At 63.0% G+C, this 15,834-nt stretch carries 18 protein-coding genes and 1 riboswitch; of the genes, 7 read left to right on the plus strand and 11 right to left on the minus strand.

Annotated elements, in window-relative coordinates:
- Positions 1-94: 94 nt before the first annotated feature.
- Complete coding sequence (locus tag CRO18_RS06085; protein ID WP_097081426.1) at positions 95-874, minus strand: SDR family oxidoreductase; 780 nt, start codon at positions 872-874, stop codon at positions 95-97.
- Positions 875-1,022: 148 nt separating this feature from the next.
- Here CRO18_RS06085 and CRO18_RS06090 point away from each other — a divergent pair, with 148 nt between their 5' ends.
- Entirely contained in the window at positions 1,023-2,018 is a 996-nt protein-coding gene (locus tag CRO18_RS06090) for a Hint domain-containing protein (RefSeq protein WP_076483190.1), read from the plus strand.
- A 341-nt stretch (positions 2,019-2,359) separates the two neighbouring features.
- Here the strand turns inward: CRO18_RS06090 and CRO18_RS18575 are convergent, their stop codons facing one another.
- Positions 2,360-3,679 (minus strand): hypothetical protein, encoded by a 1,320-nt coding sequence (locus CRO18_RS18575; RefSeq protein WP_143128601.1) that lies wholly within the window; start codon positions 3,677-3,679, stop codon positions 2,360-2,362.
- A 63-nt stretch (positions 3,680-3,742) separates the two neighbouring features.
- Entirely contained in the window at positions 3,743-4,084 is a 342-nt protein-coding gene (locus CRO18_RS06100) for an iron-sulfur cluster assembly accessory protein (RefSeq protein ID WP_097081427.1), read from the minus strand.
- 72 nt (positions 4,085-4,156) lie between these two features.
- Here CRO18_RS06100 and CRO18_RS06105 point away from each other — a divergent pair, with 72 nt between their 5' ends.
- Entirely contained in the window at positions 4,157-5,317 is a 1,161-nt protein-coding gene (locus CRO18_RS06105; protein ID WP_097081428.1) for a deoxyguanosinetriphosphate triphosphohydrolase, read from the plus strand.
- Between the two features lie 40 nt (positions 5,318-5,357).
- On the opposite strand, the gene CRO18_RS06110 is transcribed toward CRO18_RS06105, so the two are convergent.
- Both CRO18_RS06110 and CRO18_RS06115 read right to left on the minus strand, forming a co-directional pair.
- Positions 5,358-5,888, minus strand: a complete 531-nt coding sequence (locus CRO18_RS06110; protein WP_076483186.1) for a hypothetical protein — start codon at positions 5,886-5,888, stop codon at positions 5,358-5,360.
- A 234-nt stretch (positions 5,889-6,122) separates the two neighbouring features.
- A complete protein-coding gene (locus tag CRO18_RS06115; RefSeq protein ID WP_076483185.1) occupies positions 6,123-7,718 on the minus strand; it encodes a peptide chain release factor 3 in 1,596 nt (531 codons plus the stop codon).
- Positions 7,719-7,897: 179 nt separating this feature from the next.
- On the opposite strand from CRO18_RS06115, the gene CRO18_RS06120 reads away from it, so the two are divergent.
- The 4 genes from CRO18_RS06120 to xth all read left to right on the plus strand — a co-directional run bounded on the left by CRO18_RS06120 (position 7,898) and on the right by xth (position 9,822).
- Positions 7,898-8,110, plus strand: a complete 213-nt coding sequence (locus CRO18_RS06120; protein WP_076483184.1) for a hypothetical protein — start codon at positions 7,898-7,900, stop codon at positions 8,108-8,110.
- Between the two features lie 63 nt (positions 8,111-8,173).
- Positions 8,174-8,413: a hypothetical protein gene (locus CRO18_RS06125; RefSeq protein WP_076483183.1), complete on the plus strand. Its 240-nt coding sequence runs from the start codon at positions 8,174-8,176 to the stop codon at positions 8,411-8,413.
- 332 nt (positions 8,414-8,745) lie between these two features.
- Positions 8,746-8,982, plus strand: a complete 237-nt coding sequence (locus CRO18_RS18580; protein ID WP_143128602.1) for a hypothetical protein — start codon at positions 8,746-8,748, stop codon at positions 8,980-8,982.
- A gap of 60 nt (positions 8,983-9,042) precedes the next feature.
- The gene (xth, locus tag CRO18_RS06130) at positions 9,043-9,822 is read left to right on the plus strand and encodes an exodeoxyribonuclease III (protein WP_097081429.1); all 780 of its coding nucleotides are present in this window, start codon (positions 9,043-9,045) and stop codon (positions 9,820-9,822) included.
- On the opposite strand, the gene CRO18_RS06135 is transcribed toward xth, so the two are convergent.
- The 6 genes from CRO18_RS06135 to thiM are packed head-to-tail and all read right to left on the minus strand — an operon-like array spanning position 9,823 to position 14,361.
- Positions 9,823-10,539 carry an ABC transporter permease gene (locus CRO18_RS06135; protein WP_097081430.1) on the minus strand — a complete coding sequence of 239 codons (717 nt, stop codon included), beginning with the start codon at positions 10,537-10,539 and terminating at the stop codon, positions 9,823-9,825.
- On the minus strand, positions 10,536-11,234 hold the full coding sequence (locus CRO18_RS06140; protein WP_097081431.1) for an ATP-binding cassette domain-containing protein: 699 nt from the start codon (positions 11,232-11,234) through the stop codon (positions 10,536-10,538). The genes CRO18_RS06135 and CRO18_RS06140 overlap by 4 nt, the downstream gene beginning before the upstream one ends.
- Complete coding sequence (locus tag CRO18_RS06145; protein ID WP_097081432.1) at positions 11,231-12,154, minus strand: ABC transporter substrate-binding protein; 924 nt, start codon at positions 12,152-12,154, stop codon at positions 11,231-11,233. Before CRO18_RS06145 ends, CRO18_RS06140 begins: the two co-directional genes overlap by 4 nt.
- Position 12,155: 1 nt before the next feature.
- Positions 12,156-12,953 (minus strand): bifunctional hydroxymethylpyrimidine kinase/phosphomethylpyrimidine kinase, encoded by a 798-nt coding sequence (gene thiD / locus CRO18_RS06150; protein ID WP_097081572.1) that lies wholly within the window; start codon positions 12,951-12,953, stop codon positions 12,156-12,158.
- Positions 12,953-13,561, minus strand: coding sequence for a thiamine phosphate synthase (gene thiE, locus CRO18_RS06155; RefSeq protein ID WP_097081433.1), 609 nt, complete (start codon positions 13,559-13,561; stop codon positions 12,953-12,955). Before thiE ends, thiD begins: the two co-directional genes overlap by 1 nt.
- Positions 13,558-14,361 (minus strand): hydroxyethylthiazole kinase, encoded by an 804-nt coding sequence (thiM, locus tag CRO18_RS06160; RefSeq protein WP_097081573.1) that lies wholly within the window; start codon positions 14,359-14,361, stop codon positions 13,558-13,560. The genes thiE and thiM overlap by 4 nt, the downstream gene beginning before the upstream one ends.
- Positions 14,362-14,413: 52 nt before the next feature.
- Positions 14,414-14,509, minus strand: a riboswitch (TPP riboswitch).
- Positions 14,510-14,588: 79 nt separating this feature from the next.
- Here thiM and CRO18_RS06165 point away from each other — a divergent pair.
- Complete coding sequence (locus CRO18_RS06165) at positions 14,589-15,824, plus strand: Hsp70 family protein (protein ID WP_097081434.1); 1,236 nt, start codon at positions 14,589-14,591, stop codon at positions 15,822-15,824.
- The last annotated feature ends 10 nt before the right edge of the window (positions 15,825-15,834 follow it).

Here is a 15,834-nt window from a genome sequence, read left to right on the forward strand (position 1 = left end):
GGTTATGGATATTTCTGCGAAACGCACCCCAAAGGAAACCCCAAGACGGCGTTAAACGAAAGGCATAGGGGCGGTTTTGCCGCCCCAAACTGTCTCAAATCGTTTGATTTGAAGCCCCGCCATCGACCAAAATGTTTTGCCCAACGATGAAGCCGGCCTGCGCGGAACACAGGAAGGCACAAACCGCGCCGAAATCCGCAGGCGATCCATAGCGCCCCGCCGGGATCGCGGCGGCGCGTTTGGCGGCGGCTTCCTCAAGGCTTATCCCTTCGGCTTTCGCCACAGGGCCATCGAGCGTCACCATCCGGTCGGTCGCGTGAATGCCGGGTAACAGGTTGTTCACCGTCACGCCCGAGCCCGCCACCTGCCGCGCCATGCCCGCGACAAAGCCCGTGAGCCCCGTGCGCGCGGTATTGGACAGGCCAAGCTGCGCAATTGGCGCTTTCACCGCCGCCGAGGTGATATTGACCACCCGCCCCCAGCCCCGCGCCTGCATGCCGGGCACAAGCGCCTGCATCAGCGCGATGGGGGAGAGCATATTCGCCTCGATCGCGGCCAGAAAATCGGCGTGATCCCAGTCTGTCCAGACCCCGGCAGGCGGGCCGCCGGCATTGTTGACCAAAATGTCCACGGCACCTGCGACCTCAAGCACCTTGGCGCGGCCCTCGGGCGTGGTGATATCGGCCGCCACGGGCGTGACCGTCACGCCATAGGCCGCCGCAATCTCGGCGGCGGTTTGCTCCAGCGCCTCTGCCCCACGGGCATTGAGCACGATCTCAACACCCGCTGCCGCCAAAGCCTCCGCGCAGCCGCGCCCCAGCCCTTTGGAGCCCGCGCAGACAATCGCGCGTTTTCCGCTCAATCCCAGATCCATTGATCCCTCCTGTTTGCGCCCCAACTAAGCCGCCGCGCCCCCGCGTCCACCCCGAAAGTCGGTTTATCTTGACCTATGGGCAGGCGCTGATTAACCGAAACAGAAGAAACACCGCCAAAGGCACCGTGCCTGACGTGCTGGAGCAGCCATGACTTCCTCGCCCCACCTGCCGCCGCAGGTTGTCCATGTTTATGAGGCGGACCTGATCTGGGTCACCTCGGGCGCCAATCATGGCGATGCGCTGGACCTTGCGGCACTCAGCGAGCCGGGCGACGTTTATCAACTCGACCGCGATGCCAAACCGCTGCGGCTGCTGCTCTCTGCCGACCCTGACGCCGGACAGATCATCTGCCCGGGCTCCGAGGTGGGCCAAGCGGGCGAGCAAATCCGCCTTGTGGCGCGGCATGTGATGATCACGCCCGAGGGCGACACGGTGGATATCTTGCTGATCCACCACGAAGAGGCGCATCAATTCTATGCGCTGCCGCTCTCGCCGATCATCCCGCGGGTGGATTACACGCTCTTGGAGGCGACCGACGATCCGGGCGATGTGCGGCTGTCCGACCTTGTCTGCATTGCTTTTACCACCGGCACGCTGATCACCATGGCGGGCGGCGCGCAGCGCCCGATTGAGACGCTCACCCCCGGTGAGCGTGTGCTCACCCGCGACAACGGCCCGCAACCGGTGCGGCTCGTGGCCAAAACCACGCTCCGCGCTTTGGGCAGCTTTGCACCGGTGGTGATTTCGGCGGGCACGTTGGGCAATGAAAGCGATCTGGTCGTCGCCCCGCATCACCGGGTGTTTCTGTATCGGCGCGGCGAGCGGCGGCTGGGCGACACCGCCGAAATTCTGGTGCAGGCAAAGCACCTTGTCGATGGCGAGCATGTCTGGCGGCGCGAAGGCGGCTATGTCGATTACTATGCGCTGGTCTTTGACCATCATGAAATCGTCTACGCCGAGGGCGTGCCGGTCGAAAGCCTGCAGGTGAGCGAGGCGACGCTGAGCCTGATGCCCGAGGAGCTGACCGCCGAAATCCGCGCCCGTCTGCCCGATCTGACCCACACGCCCCATTTTGGCACCGAGGCGGGCAAAGACCTGCTGGATATGGTGGGCCGCGAGGCGCTGTTTCGCAAAAAAGACTGACGGCGCTTGGGAGGCCGCGCGAAGGGGGCTCGCCGCCCCCTCTTGGGCTACGCCCAATTCACCCCGCAGATATTTGTGCCAAGGTGAATGGGAAGGACTTTTTTGTGTGGGGAGAGAGGGCCGCGCCCGACCCGGCGTGGGCGCTTTAAAACAGGTGTGCTGGGCAGTTTATGGGGCCAATAACTGGGCCGTCAGTTCTGTTTGAAACGGTGCAATGCGCCCGCCCATGTGGGGTGAGGTGCGCCCGGAAAACGCTCCAGTGGAGCGTTTTCAGCACCGAATGGTCGAAGCCCCACGGGGTCGGGCGCGGCCCGGGCTGATCGCCCGCGCCAAGTCTCGCTTCAACTCCCGCCCATCAGCGACTTCCCATCGGATGCCGCCTTCACGGCATCTGCCAGTTTCTTGCCGCCGAAGAGAACGCCAGCCAAGCCGGTTGCCGCAACCATTGGCACCCCACACAGGGTCAACCCCGCAACAGAGAGACCGGAAAGCCCAAGCCGCCAAACGCTATCTGTAATGTCGGCGGCATTATCGCGCGGCCAGCTTTTCAAATGGCCCGCATAGAGTTCCAACAAAGACTTGGTTTGCTCGGCTTCTGGCAAAGAAGGTTCCGTCGCGGCCTCCTCAACCGATTGGCGCAGCGTTTGCACTGCCTCTGCCATTGCGGTCAAGCGGCGGATCAGGGCGCGCGCCTCCTCGCATTCTTCATCGGAGGACCAGCAGTTGATCCCCTGCAAGCGACGTATTTCTAGGTCGATCTGGCCATAAATCGCATCAAAAGTCGGCGGCAATGTCAGGCGGTTGACCTTAATGGCTTTTTGAACTTCGACCACAGAGAGTTCGAGCGAAACCGGCTGCACAACCATGTCCCGTTTGTTGCGATACCGCGCCTCAATCTCCGCAATCAGCGCCGCGACATGCTCCGCGCCTTGTTTCCAATCCTCATCCGCAATCAGCGCAAGATCCTCATCCGCAATCAGCGCAAGATCGGTCAAAAGCTGCGCGTGACTTTCCCAATCGCCGGTCAGCGGGCGGCCCGCGACTGCGGCTTCATACCAGCGGATCCAGAAATCATGGCCGAGGTTTGTAGAGAACCAGCCTTGGGCAGCTTGCCATGCCTCCTCAAACCAATCTGGTTCTTGATCGGCCCAAAGAGGGGCGGAGCGCGGCAAGTCCCCCGCCTCAATCGCAGCAACATCCTGCAGCATCGCCTCCCATGCGGCGGTGGAGACGGCGGCGGAGTCGGCGGCGGAGTCGGCGGAGTCGGCGGCGGAGTCGGCGGCGGAGTCGGCGGCGGAGTCGGCAGATTCGGCGGAGTAGACGGCGGAGACGGCGGCGGAGACGGCGGCGGCGGAGAAGGAGTCGGCGGAGTAGAAGGCGGAGACGGCGGCGGAGACGGCGGCGGAGGCAGCCTTTTTGATCTCCGGGGCCGGGTGCGCCATATAGGCCCCCGAGGTCAAAGCACAGCGCAAGACTGGCAGGGCTGTCAAATCACGTTTGCGCGCCCAATCCTCCCCCAATCGGAAGACGAACAGCGGCAACACGCGCATCGCCGCGCGATGGGCAAGCGTTACTGCCTCGAGCTGACGCGTTTCCTCGGGCCGCGCCTTCAGCCACGCACTCAGCGTTTCTCTGTCTTTAATCTCACGCGCCTGCACCATGCGCCCACCCCTTGCCGCTTGGGTCAAGTTTGGCGGGGGTTGGGCTTTGGGGCAAGCGGGGCGTTACATGGAGAAGGAAATGCCACAGCCGCAAGAACTCGTCGCATTCGGGTTTTGCACCACAAACCGCGCGCCGATCAGTTCTTGCGTGTAATCAATCACCGCATCTTGCAAAAACGGCAGGCTCACAGGGTCGATCAGCACTTTTTGCGCGGCCAAATCGCCCTCGCCCACAATCACCAGATCTTCCGCGGCCGCTGTCGCCTCTAGTTTCAGATCATATTGAAAGCCAGAGCAGCCGCCGCCCTCCACCGCCACGCGCAAAGCTTTGGGCGCGGGCTCTTTGGCATTGATGGCAGCAAGGCGTTCAAAGGCGCGGGGGGTCACTTTGGGGGGCAAAAGCATGGGCTGGAACCTGTCGTTGGGCTGACTATAAGTATAGGAAGGACATGGGCCCACGACAAGGCGAGGTGAAGGATGCTGCAACCCTATGCGTGCCAACCGCAAGCAAGCCGGGGGCGGCTTCATGAGGAAAGCTATTCGACCTTTCGCACGCCGTTTCAGCGCGACCGGGACCGGATCATCCATTCCTCGGCGTTTCGTCGGCTCAAGCATAAAACCCAAGTCTTTGTGGAACATGAGGGCGATTATTACCGCACCCGGCTGACCCATACGATTGAGGTCGCACAGGTGGCGCGCACGATTGCGGGGGCGTTGGGGCTCAACACCGATCTGGCCGAGGCGGTGGCTTTGGCGCATGATTTGGGCCATCCGCCCTTTGGCCATACCGGCGAAGATGCTTTGGCGCTTTTGATGGAGCCCTATGGCGGTTTTGATCACAATGCCCAAGCTTTACGCATTGTGACAAAGCTGGAGCGCCATTACGCCGATTTTGACGGGCTGAACCTGACATGGGAAACGCTGGAGGGCATCGCCAAGCACAATGGCCCGGTCGATCCGCCGTGGAACTATGCTTTGGCGGGCGTGAACGGGATGTGGGATTTGGAGCTTGGCACCAATGCTTCGGCGGAGGCACAGGTGGCGGCGGTGGCCGATGATTGCGCCTACAACCACCACGACCTGCATGATGGCCTGCGCGCGGGGCTCTTTACCGAAGCCGATCTGTGCGAACTGCCGGTGCTGGGGGAATGCTTCGCCACGGTCGACAAGCTTTATCCCGGGCTGGACCCAATGCGGCGGCGGCACGAGGCTTTGCGGCGCGTCTTTGGGGTGATGGTGGAAGACGTGATCGCGGTGGCGCGCAACCGGTTGGAGGCGTTGCAGCCGCAATCGGTCGATGACATCCGCAACATGCAAGGGCCGATCATTCGCTTCTCCAAACCGCTTTATCAAAACATCAAAGCGATCAAGAGCTTCCTTTTCACCCGCATGTATCGCGCGCCCACCGTGGTGGTGGAACGCAAACGGGTGACGGGGATGGTCAATGCGCTCTTCCCGCTGTTTTTGGAGCGCCCCGAGCTGCTGCCAGATGATTGGCAAGAAGATGTGGCGAAGGCACTGGCCAAAGGCAATGAAGAAGGCCGAACCGAGATTGCCCGCGTGGTGCTGGATTACGTCGCCGGCATGACGGATCGGTTCGCGATTCAGGAATACACGCGGCTGGTGGAAAGCGCCTAAATCCCGCCAGCGAAAGGCGCGTCCGAAAACCGCGCCTTTCTCAAGCCAGGGATGGCAAGTCTTGCGGCGGCAGCGTGACAGGGTCCAGCACCGCAACCTCAAAGGTCGCGTCGCGCGCAAGTCTTTCCAGTTCGCTCATCAACGCACGCAGTTGCGCATCTTCGCAATGCAGGGCGGTGAAAACCTCGTCAAGATCGGCGCTGCCGCCCCGGATCACATCCAGAACGCCGAGGTCGCGCATCACCTCCAACTCGCAAGCGGCGATCCGGTCGAGCAGGCGACGGCGATGGCGCTGATCCAGCCACGGCAACTGCTGAACATGCAAGCGCAATTGTTCACAAAGGTCTTTTGCGCGCGCTTGCACCTGTTCAACCATGGAAAAGCGCGGCGTCAGATAAAGCGCACTGTGGCGGCGCAAAAGCGCATGCGCCGTTTCCAGCATCCGCGACAATCGCAGGAGGTATTCACTCCGCTCCGCCGGATTGCGATCAAACTGTGTCTCAAATTCATGCAAAAGTGCCAAAACGCGCGGCGGCAAGGCTTCTGGATCGGATTCCGCGAGACACAACATCACATCAACATCCGCTCGCCGAATACTTTCGCTCAACAAACAGGCATGAACCAAATCCCGTAACGCCTTAAGCATAAATCTGTCACCCTAAACAGTACCGCGTCGCGTGCACCAATACACAGAAGCGCCATGAATAAAATAAGGCGATATGACGCCCCTTTAATTGGCCCCACTCTTGCACGGTCTAAATATAGAAAATAAGGCAGTCAGGAAAAATTTCCGTGACGCCTTGCCCTACTGCATCATTTCCTTCGTCGCGCTCAGCTTCACGCCTTCATAGTCGCGGGTCACGCGGTCGATGTCCCATTGCAGGCGGGTCAAGAAGACAATGTCGCCATCATGGTCATGGGCGATGTGCTGCTTGTTCACGTTGACGAGCTTTTCGACCAGATCCTTTGGCCCCTGCACCCAGCGCGCCGAGGTGAATTGCGAAGGCTCAAACCGCACCGGGATGCCGTATTCGATCTCGATCCGGCTGGCGAGCACGTCAAATTGCAGCGCGCCGACCACACCGACAATGAAGCCCGAGCCAATTGCGGGCTTGAAGACCTTGGCCGCGCCTTCTTCGGCGAATTGCATCAGCGCCTTTTCAAGATGCTTGCCCTTCATCGGGTCGGTCGAGCGGACCGATTGCAAGAGCTCCGGGGCAAAGGACGGGATGCCGGTGAAGCGCAGCTTCTCGCCCTCGGTCAGCGCGTCGCCGATGCGCAATTGCCCGTGGTTCGGGATGCCGATGATATCGCCGGCCCATGCCTCTTCAGCCAATTCGCGGTCCGCAGCCAAAAACAGCACCGGGTTGGAAACGGCCATTGGTTTGCCGGTGCGTACATGCATCACCTTCATGCCACGGGTAAAATGGCCCGAAGCAAGGCGCACAAAAGCCACCCGGTCGCGGTGCTTGGGGTCCATATTCGCCTGCACTTTAAAGACGAAGCCGGTGACCTTTTTCTCCTCCGCCGAAATCTGGCGTTCGGCGGCGCGTTGCGGCTGCGGCTCGGGGCCATATTCCCCCATGCCGTCCATCAATTCCTTCACGCCAAAGCTGTTGATCGCCGAACCAAACCAGATCGGCGTCAGATGCCCTTCAAGGAAGCTTTGCCGGTCGAATTTGGGCAGCAACTCACGCGCCATTTCCAACTCTTCGCGCAATTGCGCGAGTTGTTCGGCGGGCACATGCTCAGCCAGTTTGGGGTCGTCCAACCCCTCGATCTTGATGCTTTCGGCGACCTTGTTGCGGTCCGCCCGGTCCATCAATTCAAGACGGTCGTGCAAAATATCGTAGCAGCCCAGAAAGTCACGCCCCTGCCCGATCGGCCAGCTGGCGGGCGCCACATCAATGGCGAGGTTTTCTTGGATCTCGTCGATGATCTCGAACGTGTCGCGGCTTTCGCGGTCCATCTTGTTACAGAAGGTCAAGATCGGCAGATCGCGCAGACGGCAGACCTCAAACAGCTTCCGCGTCTGGCTTTCCACCCCTTTCGCCCCGTCAATCACCATGATCGCGGCATCAACGGCGGTGAGCGTACGATAGGTGTCTTCGGAAAAGTCGCTGTGGCCGGGGGTGTCGACAAGGTTGAAGCGATAGTTGCGGAACTCAAAGCTCATCGCCGAGGCGGAAACCGAGATACCCCGGTCTTGTTCGAGCTTCATAAAGTCCGAGCGCGTGCGCCGCGCCTCGCCTTTGGCCCGCACCTGACCCGCCATTTGGATCGCGCCCCCGAAAAGCAGGAACTTTTCGGTCAGCGTGGTCTTGCCTGCGTCGGGGTGCGAGATGATCGCGAAGGTCCGACGGCGGGCGATTTCGGGCGGGAGGACGGGTGCGTTGCTCATGGCGCGCCTTTACCGCAAGGCCGCGCGCGGGGCAATGGGGCCGATTCTCGCAAAAGCTGTCACAATTGGGCCTTTGCCTTGATCCGCGTCATAGTGCGGGAAACGACTCGCGCTAAGATTGAAAGATGCTGCCTAAGGGGCAGTGCTCCGCAGGCAGCGCTTCAGGAGGAGGCAAAGCCATGCAAGACGACGACTATCGCGAATACGGTGGGCTGGGCGTGATGCAGGAGGATACCGCCAAGCGCCAAAACGTCAAAGATGCCGAACGTAAGGGCCGTGAACGCCGGGAGGGCTATCAAAACGGCAAGGGCGGCATGCCAAGCGATGACGGCTATGGCCACATGAGCCCAGAAGAAAAGGCCGCCTATAAGAAAGGCTATCGCGGCGATTGAGCCGCTGCGCGAGATTGGGCGCATCCTGGCAGACGGGATGCGCCCCGTTTGAGGGAGGAGACCATGACAAGCCGTTCGCCTGACCGCGAATTACCTTTTGGCAAGTTTGAGGAACACACCTGCCCCTATTGCGGGGCCCCGCTGATTTACCGCAAGGATTTCCGCGACCATCTCACCTTGAAAGTCTGCTGCCATCAGGCCGAGGGGAAAGACCCTTGGCCCTACCCCTATCCGCGTGGGTTTGATGGGCCGGGCGCGGATGACGAGGCGTTTGAGCCCCGCCACGACCACGAGCGCGCCTAGCTCGGCAAAGGCACCGCCCCTGACGCGCGCCCCGCAATTTGCGAGGCCTTGAGGGAATGCGAATCGCTCTTTGTGCGCGCGTTGTGCGCAGCACGGGGCGTCGCTTTGCGCGACGGCCCCCTTTAAACCTTCGCGATGATTGTATTTTTGCCCCCGGGCGCGAATGTCGCGCGCGGGATTGACGCGTGCGAAAAAGGCCTATTGATCCCGATCATAGATTTATTCACACTTATGGCTCAAACTGAGACAGGTTAGCCCTGCGTGCTTGGAGGAACACGTTGTGGCGTTTGGATGCGGGGCGCATGCTCACGCATCCGTGAAAGGAGTGCGCCATGGGAAGGGCTCAGACGACCACTGTCACTGCCGCCACTGCGGCCCGTGAAACCGTATTATGCCCCTATTGCGGGGTGCCCTTATTCTCCGCCCGAGACCGTGCCGATCATCTCGACAGCCGCGCCTGCTGCTTGGAGAACCGCAGCTGGGATTGCGCTGATCTGACCGATCCGCATGATCGCTGCTGCCGCACCAACACGCCCACCCGCCGTTCGACCCCGCGCCGCGCCTTCTAAGCCGCCGCGCACTTCCCTTCTGCGGCCCCGCCCCCTATCAAGGGGCAAAGGGAGGCCCGCATGAAGATCGCCAGCTTCAACATCAACGGTATCAAAGCGCGCGCTGAGGCCCTTCCGGCGTGGCTGAAAGCGGCCGAGCCCGATGTGGTGGCGCTCCAAGAGATCAAATCCACTGATGAGGCCTTCCCGCATGAGGTGCTGGATGGGCTGGGCTATCAAATCGTCACCCATGGGCAAAAGGGCTTCAACGGCGTCGCCCTTCTGAGCCGCTTCCCGCTTGAAGATGTGGTCTGTGGCCTGCCCGGTGACGATGAGGATGTGCAAGCCCGCTGGATTGAGGCCACCGTTGTGGGCGACCGCGCGGTGCGGATTTGCGGGCTTTACCTGCCCAATGGCAACCCCGCGCCGGGGCCGAAATATGACTACAAGCTGGCGTGGATGGCGCGGATGCGCGCGCGGGTGCAAACCCTGCTCGCCACTGAAGAACCGCTTGTATTCTTGGGCGATTACAACGTCATTCCGCAAGATGAAGATGCCGCCAAGCCCGAGGCGTGGCGCGAAGATGCGCTGGCCTTGCCGCAGACCCGTGCAGCCTTTCGGCGGCTCTTGCATCTGGGGCTGACCGATGCGTTTCGCACCCGTGTGGCAGGGCCGGGGCATTACACCTTTTGGGATTACCAAGCGGGCGCATGGCAGCGCAACAATGGCATCCGTATCGACCATCTGCTGCTGAGCCCGCAAGCGGCGGACCTTCTGCGCGAAGTCGGCATTGATAAAGAGGTGCGCGGGGGCGAGAAACCCTCTGACCATGTGCCGATCTGGATTGATCTGAACGCCTGATCACATCCCAAAACGGCGCAAGATGCGGCTGGTGGCAAGGTTCAAAACCAGCGTCATCGCGACGATCACAAGAAGGGCCGCAAACATCAATTCGGTGCGCATCCGGGCATTGGCCATCAGCATCAGATAGCCAAGGCCCTTGGAGGCGCCGACCCATTCGCCAATCACCGCGCCGGTGGGCGCATAGGTCACCGCAATGCGCAGCCCCGCCCCAAGCTGCGGCAGCGCGTGCGGCAGCCGCAGCCACCACAGCGCACGCAGCGGATGCGCCTTGGTGATGCGGGCCAGATCGCGCACCGGTTCGGGCGTGGCGCAAAGCCCGTCATAAAGGCCTGAGGCGACGGGGAAGACCACCAACAGCACCACCATCGCCACCTTTGGCCCCGCGCCATAGCCGAGCCAAAGCGTGAGGATAGGGGCGAGCACAAAGACCGGCAGCGCTTGGCTGGCACTGAGCAACGGCCCGCAAAGCTTTGAAAGAAAATCCGAAAGCGCCATAGAAAGCGCAAGGCTGACACCAAGGGCAAGGCCCAGCACCAAGCCCACCATGACCTCGCTCAGCGTGACCAATGCATGGGGAGCAATCAGCCCGACCTCCGCCCAGAGGGTGCGAACGACAGCCAGCGGCGCGGGCAGAATAAAGGGCGCCACAAGGCCAAAGCTGGTGAGCACCTGCCACGCGATCAGCGGCAGCAAAACGGGCCACACCCGGCTCATGCCACCGCCCCCCGCATCTGCCCCACCAAAGCCGCCGCCGCGCGGGCAAGCGCCGGGTCGCCCAAATCCACCGGATGCGGGCCAGCAAGCGCGGGCAATTCCTCCAGCCGACCGGCGCGCACCAGTAAAATCCGGTCGCCCAGACGCAAAGCCTCTTGCGGGTCATGCGTCACCATCACCACGGCGCGGCCCGCCAGCCGCGCATGGGCGAGGTCATGCATCATCGCACGGGTGGGAACGTCGAGCGCGGAAAACGGCTCATCGAGCGCCACCAGCGGCGCGTCTTCGGCCAGCGTGCGGGCAAGCGCAAGCCGCTGCCGCTCGCCGCCAGAAAGGTCCGCCGGGTAAGCCGCCCCGCGCCCGGCCAGCCCCACCGCGGCCAAAAGTGCCTTCGCCCGCACCGGGGGCAGGCTTTCGCCGCGCAACCGCGCCATCAGCCGCAAGTTCCCCAAGACACTAAGCCTCGGCTGCAACAGATCGCTTTGCGCCATCCAGCCAATCAGCGCGGGCGCGTGACGGGTGCCCTCAAGCCGCGCCGCTGTGGGCAGGCCCGCCAAAAGCCGCAAAAGCGTCGATTTTCCCGCGCCAGAGGCCCCAAGGAGGCAGGTCCAGCCCCGATCAAGGCGCAGGTCAAGCGCCTCGACCAAAACCCGGTCCCCCAGCATCACCCGGCCTTGCAGCCCCGCAAGGCTCATTGCGCGATCGCCTCCACCGCAGGGGCCGCCGCAATCAAACCGCTGTCCGCCAGAAAGGCCCCAAACGCAGCATAGCGTTCAGCATCGAGCGCCACGGGATCGCGCGCAAAATGCGGCCAGCTATCTTCCCAGGCTTTGGCATTCAGCGGGTCGTCAAGTTCAGACGCGTGGGTTTTGAAATCCGCCCAGCCCTGCGCTGGATCGGCGGCAATCTCTTGCGCGGCGCGCGCGGTGGCGGCCAAAAACCGGCTGATGCGCGCATCTCCCGCCAGATCAGCGCGCGCGACATAGATCAGCTCATCATAGGGCGGCACGCCGTTTTCCTCGGGCAAGAAGCAGCGCCCTTCATGCCCGGCTGCCGCCATTTGATGCAGTTCAAAATTGCGAAACGCGCCCGAAACGGCCTCGACCTGCCCCGCGACGAGCGCCGGCGTCAGCGCGAAATTGACGTTGATCTGCGTGGTCTGCGCCGGGTCGACACCATTGAACCGCAACATCCGGTGCAGCAAAGCCTCTTCAATGCCAGCGAGCGAAAAGCCAATGCTGCGGCCCTTCAAATCGGCCATGCTTTGCACCGGCCCCGCCGCATCGATCATCACGCAATAAAGCGGGCTATTGATCAGCGTGCCGACGCGTTTGAGGGTGAGCCCCACATCATGCGCCAGATAAAGCTGCGGCTGGTAGCTCACCGCGATATCCACCTGCCCGGCGGCGGCCATTTTGGGCGGGTCGGCTGGGTCTGCGGGCGGGATAATCGTCACATCCAGCCCAGCCTCAGCAAAATAGCCCCGCGCGTTCGCCACGATGATCGGCCCATGATCGGGGTTCACGAACCAATCTAGCATCACGGTCAGCGGCTCATTCGCTCGTGCCGGAAGCGCCGCACACAGGGCCAGCGCAAAGATTAAAACGTTTTTCATATCAGCCTCTTGCAGCAAAGAAATGATCTAGCGGGCCATGGCCGTGGCCCACTGAGAGCCCATCAGCCGCACAAATCGCGCGGTGGGTATAGGCGCGCGCGGCGCGGGCGGCGGTGATCAGCGTGGGCGCGCGCACAAGCTGGGTGGCGAGCGCTGAAGACAGCGTGCAGCCCGTGCCGTGGGTGTTGGCGGTGGGCAGGCGCAAGCCCTCGATCCATGTCTCGCCAGAGCCATCAAGCAGCAAATCCGGGCTCGCCTCGCCGCCCAGATGCCCGCCCTTGAGGTAAACCGCCCGCGCCCCCATCACCCGCAGCCCGCGCGCCTGATCGCGCATTTCGGACCGGCTTTGCGCGACCGCACAGCCCAAAAGATCCGCTGCCTCGGGCAGGTTCGGCGTGATCACCGTGGCGCGCGGTAACATCACTTCGCGCAGCGCGGTCACGGCCTCTGCCGCCAAGAGCCTGTCCCCGCCTTTGGCCACCATCACCGGGTCCAGCACGACGGGAACGCTGAGCCCCTTGATCGCCTCAGCCACGGCGGAGATCAGCTCTGCCGTGCCGAGCATGCCGATTTTCACCGCATCAATGCGGATATCTTCGCGGATCGCAGCGATTTGCGCCGCGACCATTTCGGGGCGCACCAAATCCACCGCGCGCACGCCTTGGGTATTTTGCGCGGTGAGTGCGGTCAGCGCGGCCATCGCGTAGCCGCCATTGGCCGAAATCGCCTTTATATCGGCCTGAACGCCCGCGCCGCCCGAGGGGTCCGAGCCCGCGATGGAAAGAATATTGGGGATCATCACAGGCTCCATTCTTGCAAAAGGGCTTGGGTCGCGGCTTGCGGGTCGGGCGCGCGGGTGACGGCAGAAACCACCGCCATCCCCGCCACCTCTGTCGCTTTAAGCGCGGGGATATCCGCCAACCCCAGCCCGCCGATTGCGTAGCAAGGCACCGAAACGGCGCGGGCGATCTGCGCCAGCCCATCAAAGCCAATCGGGGCGGCGGCATCGGGCTTGGTGGCAGTGGCGCGCAAAGGCCCCGCGCCGATGTAATCCACCCCCGGCGGCAGCGCGCGCGCCTGATCGAGCGTTTCGATAGAAAGCCCCAAGATCATATCCGGGCCGATTTGGGCGCGAATTGCTTGCACATCCCCATCGCCCTGCCCGATGTGCAGCCCGTCTGCCCCGGCGGCGATGGCGACCTCGACCCGGTCATTGATCACAAGCGTCGCGCCCAAAGCGCGCATCTCGGGCAAAAGCTGGCGGGCAAGCGCCAACAGATCTGCATCCGACGCGGTCTTGTCGCGCAACTGCACCCAAGCGGCCCCACCAAGTGCGGCGGCGCGGGCTTGGGTGGCCAGATCTAAGGGCGCTCCGGGGTCGGTGATCACATAAATCGGCCCGCTCATAGCATTTGCACCTTTGCGCCCGTGGTAAGCTCCTCGGGTGTGAGTGCGGCAAGCGCATCAAGAAACGCGGGTTGAAAGCTGCCCGGCCCCTGCGCCTTGGCGCCCGCCTGCTCCCCGGCAAGCCCGTAATAAGCAAGCGCCGCCACCGTCGCCTCAAACGCGGGCTGGCCAGCCAAAAACGCGCCAATCACCCCGTTCAGCGAACACCCAAAAGCGGTGACGCGGGGCATCAGCGCATGGCCGTTTGCCACCCGCGCCGCCCGTTTGGGCGAGGTCACAAAGTCAACCGGGCCAGAGACCGCGACCACACCGCCAGTGCGGGTCGCGAGGTCCCGCGCGGCGGCCTCTGCGGCAGCGACGCCATCGCCCGCATCCACCCCACGCGCCTGCCCGCCCTGCCCGGCCAGCGCCAAAATTTCCGACGCATTGCCCCGGATCACCGTGGGCTTGAGCGCGAGCAACCCCGCGCACAGCTCTTGCCGGAACGCGGTGGCCCCAACCCCCACCGGGTCCAGCACCCAAGGCCGCGTGTGCAGCGCCATCACCTTGGCTGCGCGCAACATTCCGGCCGCCCAAGCGCCATCAGCCGTGCCGATATTGACCGTAAGCACCGGGGCGAGCGCAGCGAACTCTTCCACCTCTTCGAGCGCATGCACCATCGCGGGCGAGGCCCCAATCGCCAATTGCACATTCGCCATCACATTCATCGCCACGAAATTGGTGATGTTATGAACAAGCGGTGCCGTGGCCCGCATTTGGGCAAGGTGCTGCCCCCAATCTTGATGTTCGCTTTGTGCCATTTTGGTCTCCACAGACGCAGGAGACCGAACCGGCAGCGCAGCGCAAAAGGCCGCAAGCCGGTTTGCGGACTCCCTACGCCAGCATGATCTGGTTCAGGTTCAAAGGGTGCTTCTCAGCCCGGTCGCCCGGACGCCCCTGTCGCGGTGCCCACTATGCACGGCGCGCAAGGCTTGTCCAGCGGCAGAAAACAGGCTACGCGCCGGGGCTGCTTGCTCGGGAGGCTTTCATGGACCACACGCTCGCCATCGACTTTGGCACGTCAAACTCTGCCGTTGCGGTCTGGGAGGCGGGCGCGGCGCGCCGCATCGCGCTGGAACCGGGCGGCGATGTTCTGCCCACGGCGGTGTTCTTTCCCGACGATAAGAGCGCGATGCAAATTGGTTCTGCCGCCGCGACCGCGCTGATTGAGGGCGAAGAGGGCCGCTATATGCGGGCGCTGAAATCGGTGCTGGGCACGCGGCTTTTTCATGAATCGCGGCTTGTGGGCGGCAAGCGGCGCACGCTGGCGCAGGTGGTGACCGAATTTCTGGTCGCGCTGAAAAAACGCGCCGAGGCGGAAACCGGGCGCTCTTTCACCCGCGCGCTTTCGGGTCGCCCGGTGCATTTTCACGCCGACCCCGCCCGCGATGCGCAAGCCGAGGAAGATCTGCGCGCCTGTTACCTTGCGGCGGGTTTTGAAGAGGTGCGCTTTCGCTTTGAGCCCGAGGCCGCAGCGCTCGCCAATCCCGCCCTGCCCGAAGGTCAACTGGGGCTGATCGTCGATATTGGCGGTGGGACCTCTGACTTTTCGCTGTTTCGTAGCGCGCCCGAAGGCGTGGAAATTGTGGCCAGCCACGGCATCCGGCTCGGCGGCACCGATTTTGACCGGGCGATCTCGCTCGACCATGCGATGGTGCATCTTGGTCAAGGCGGGCAATTGCGGCGCGAATTTGGCCCTGAGCTTCTGCCGATGCCCGCGGATATTTTTGTCGATCTGGCGACTTGGGCGAAGATCCCGTTCCTATACACCCGCGAAACGCGCAGCGCCGTGGCGAAGATGGTGAAGCTGGCCGTGGATGCCCGCGCCGTGGGGCGGCTTGCGACCGTGTTGGAAGATGAGTTGGGCCATGATCTGGCCTTTGCGGTGGAGCGCGGCAAGATCGAGGCGAATGCGGGCAAGCCCGGCGCGATGATCCGCATGGGTAAGATTGAGCGCGGGCTTTATGCCGATATCAGCGCCGCTTCGATGGCCGAAGCGCTTTCGCGCCCACGCGCGCAACTGGCCGAGGCTTTGCGCGACACGCTCACCCTTGGCGGGGTGACGCCTGATCAAGTCGGCGCGGTCATCCTCGTCGGCGGCTCAAGCCTGATGGGGCTGGTGGGGGAAGAAGCGCAAGCGCTCTGCCCCGCCGCCACACTTGAAAGTGGGGCCGCCTTTACGGCAGTGATTGATGGGCTTGCGCGCGCGATTGCGGAAGGTTGAGGGCCAAGCG

The organism is Rhodobacter sp. JA431, assembly GCF_900217725.1.
In the GTDB taxonomy this organism is placed as follows: domain Bacteria; phylum Pseudomonadota; class Alphaproteobacteria; order Rhodobacterales; family Rhodobacteraceae; genus Rhodobacter; species Rhodobacter aestuarii.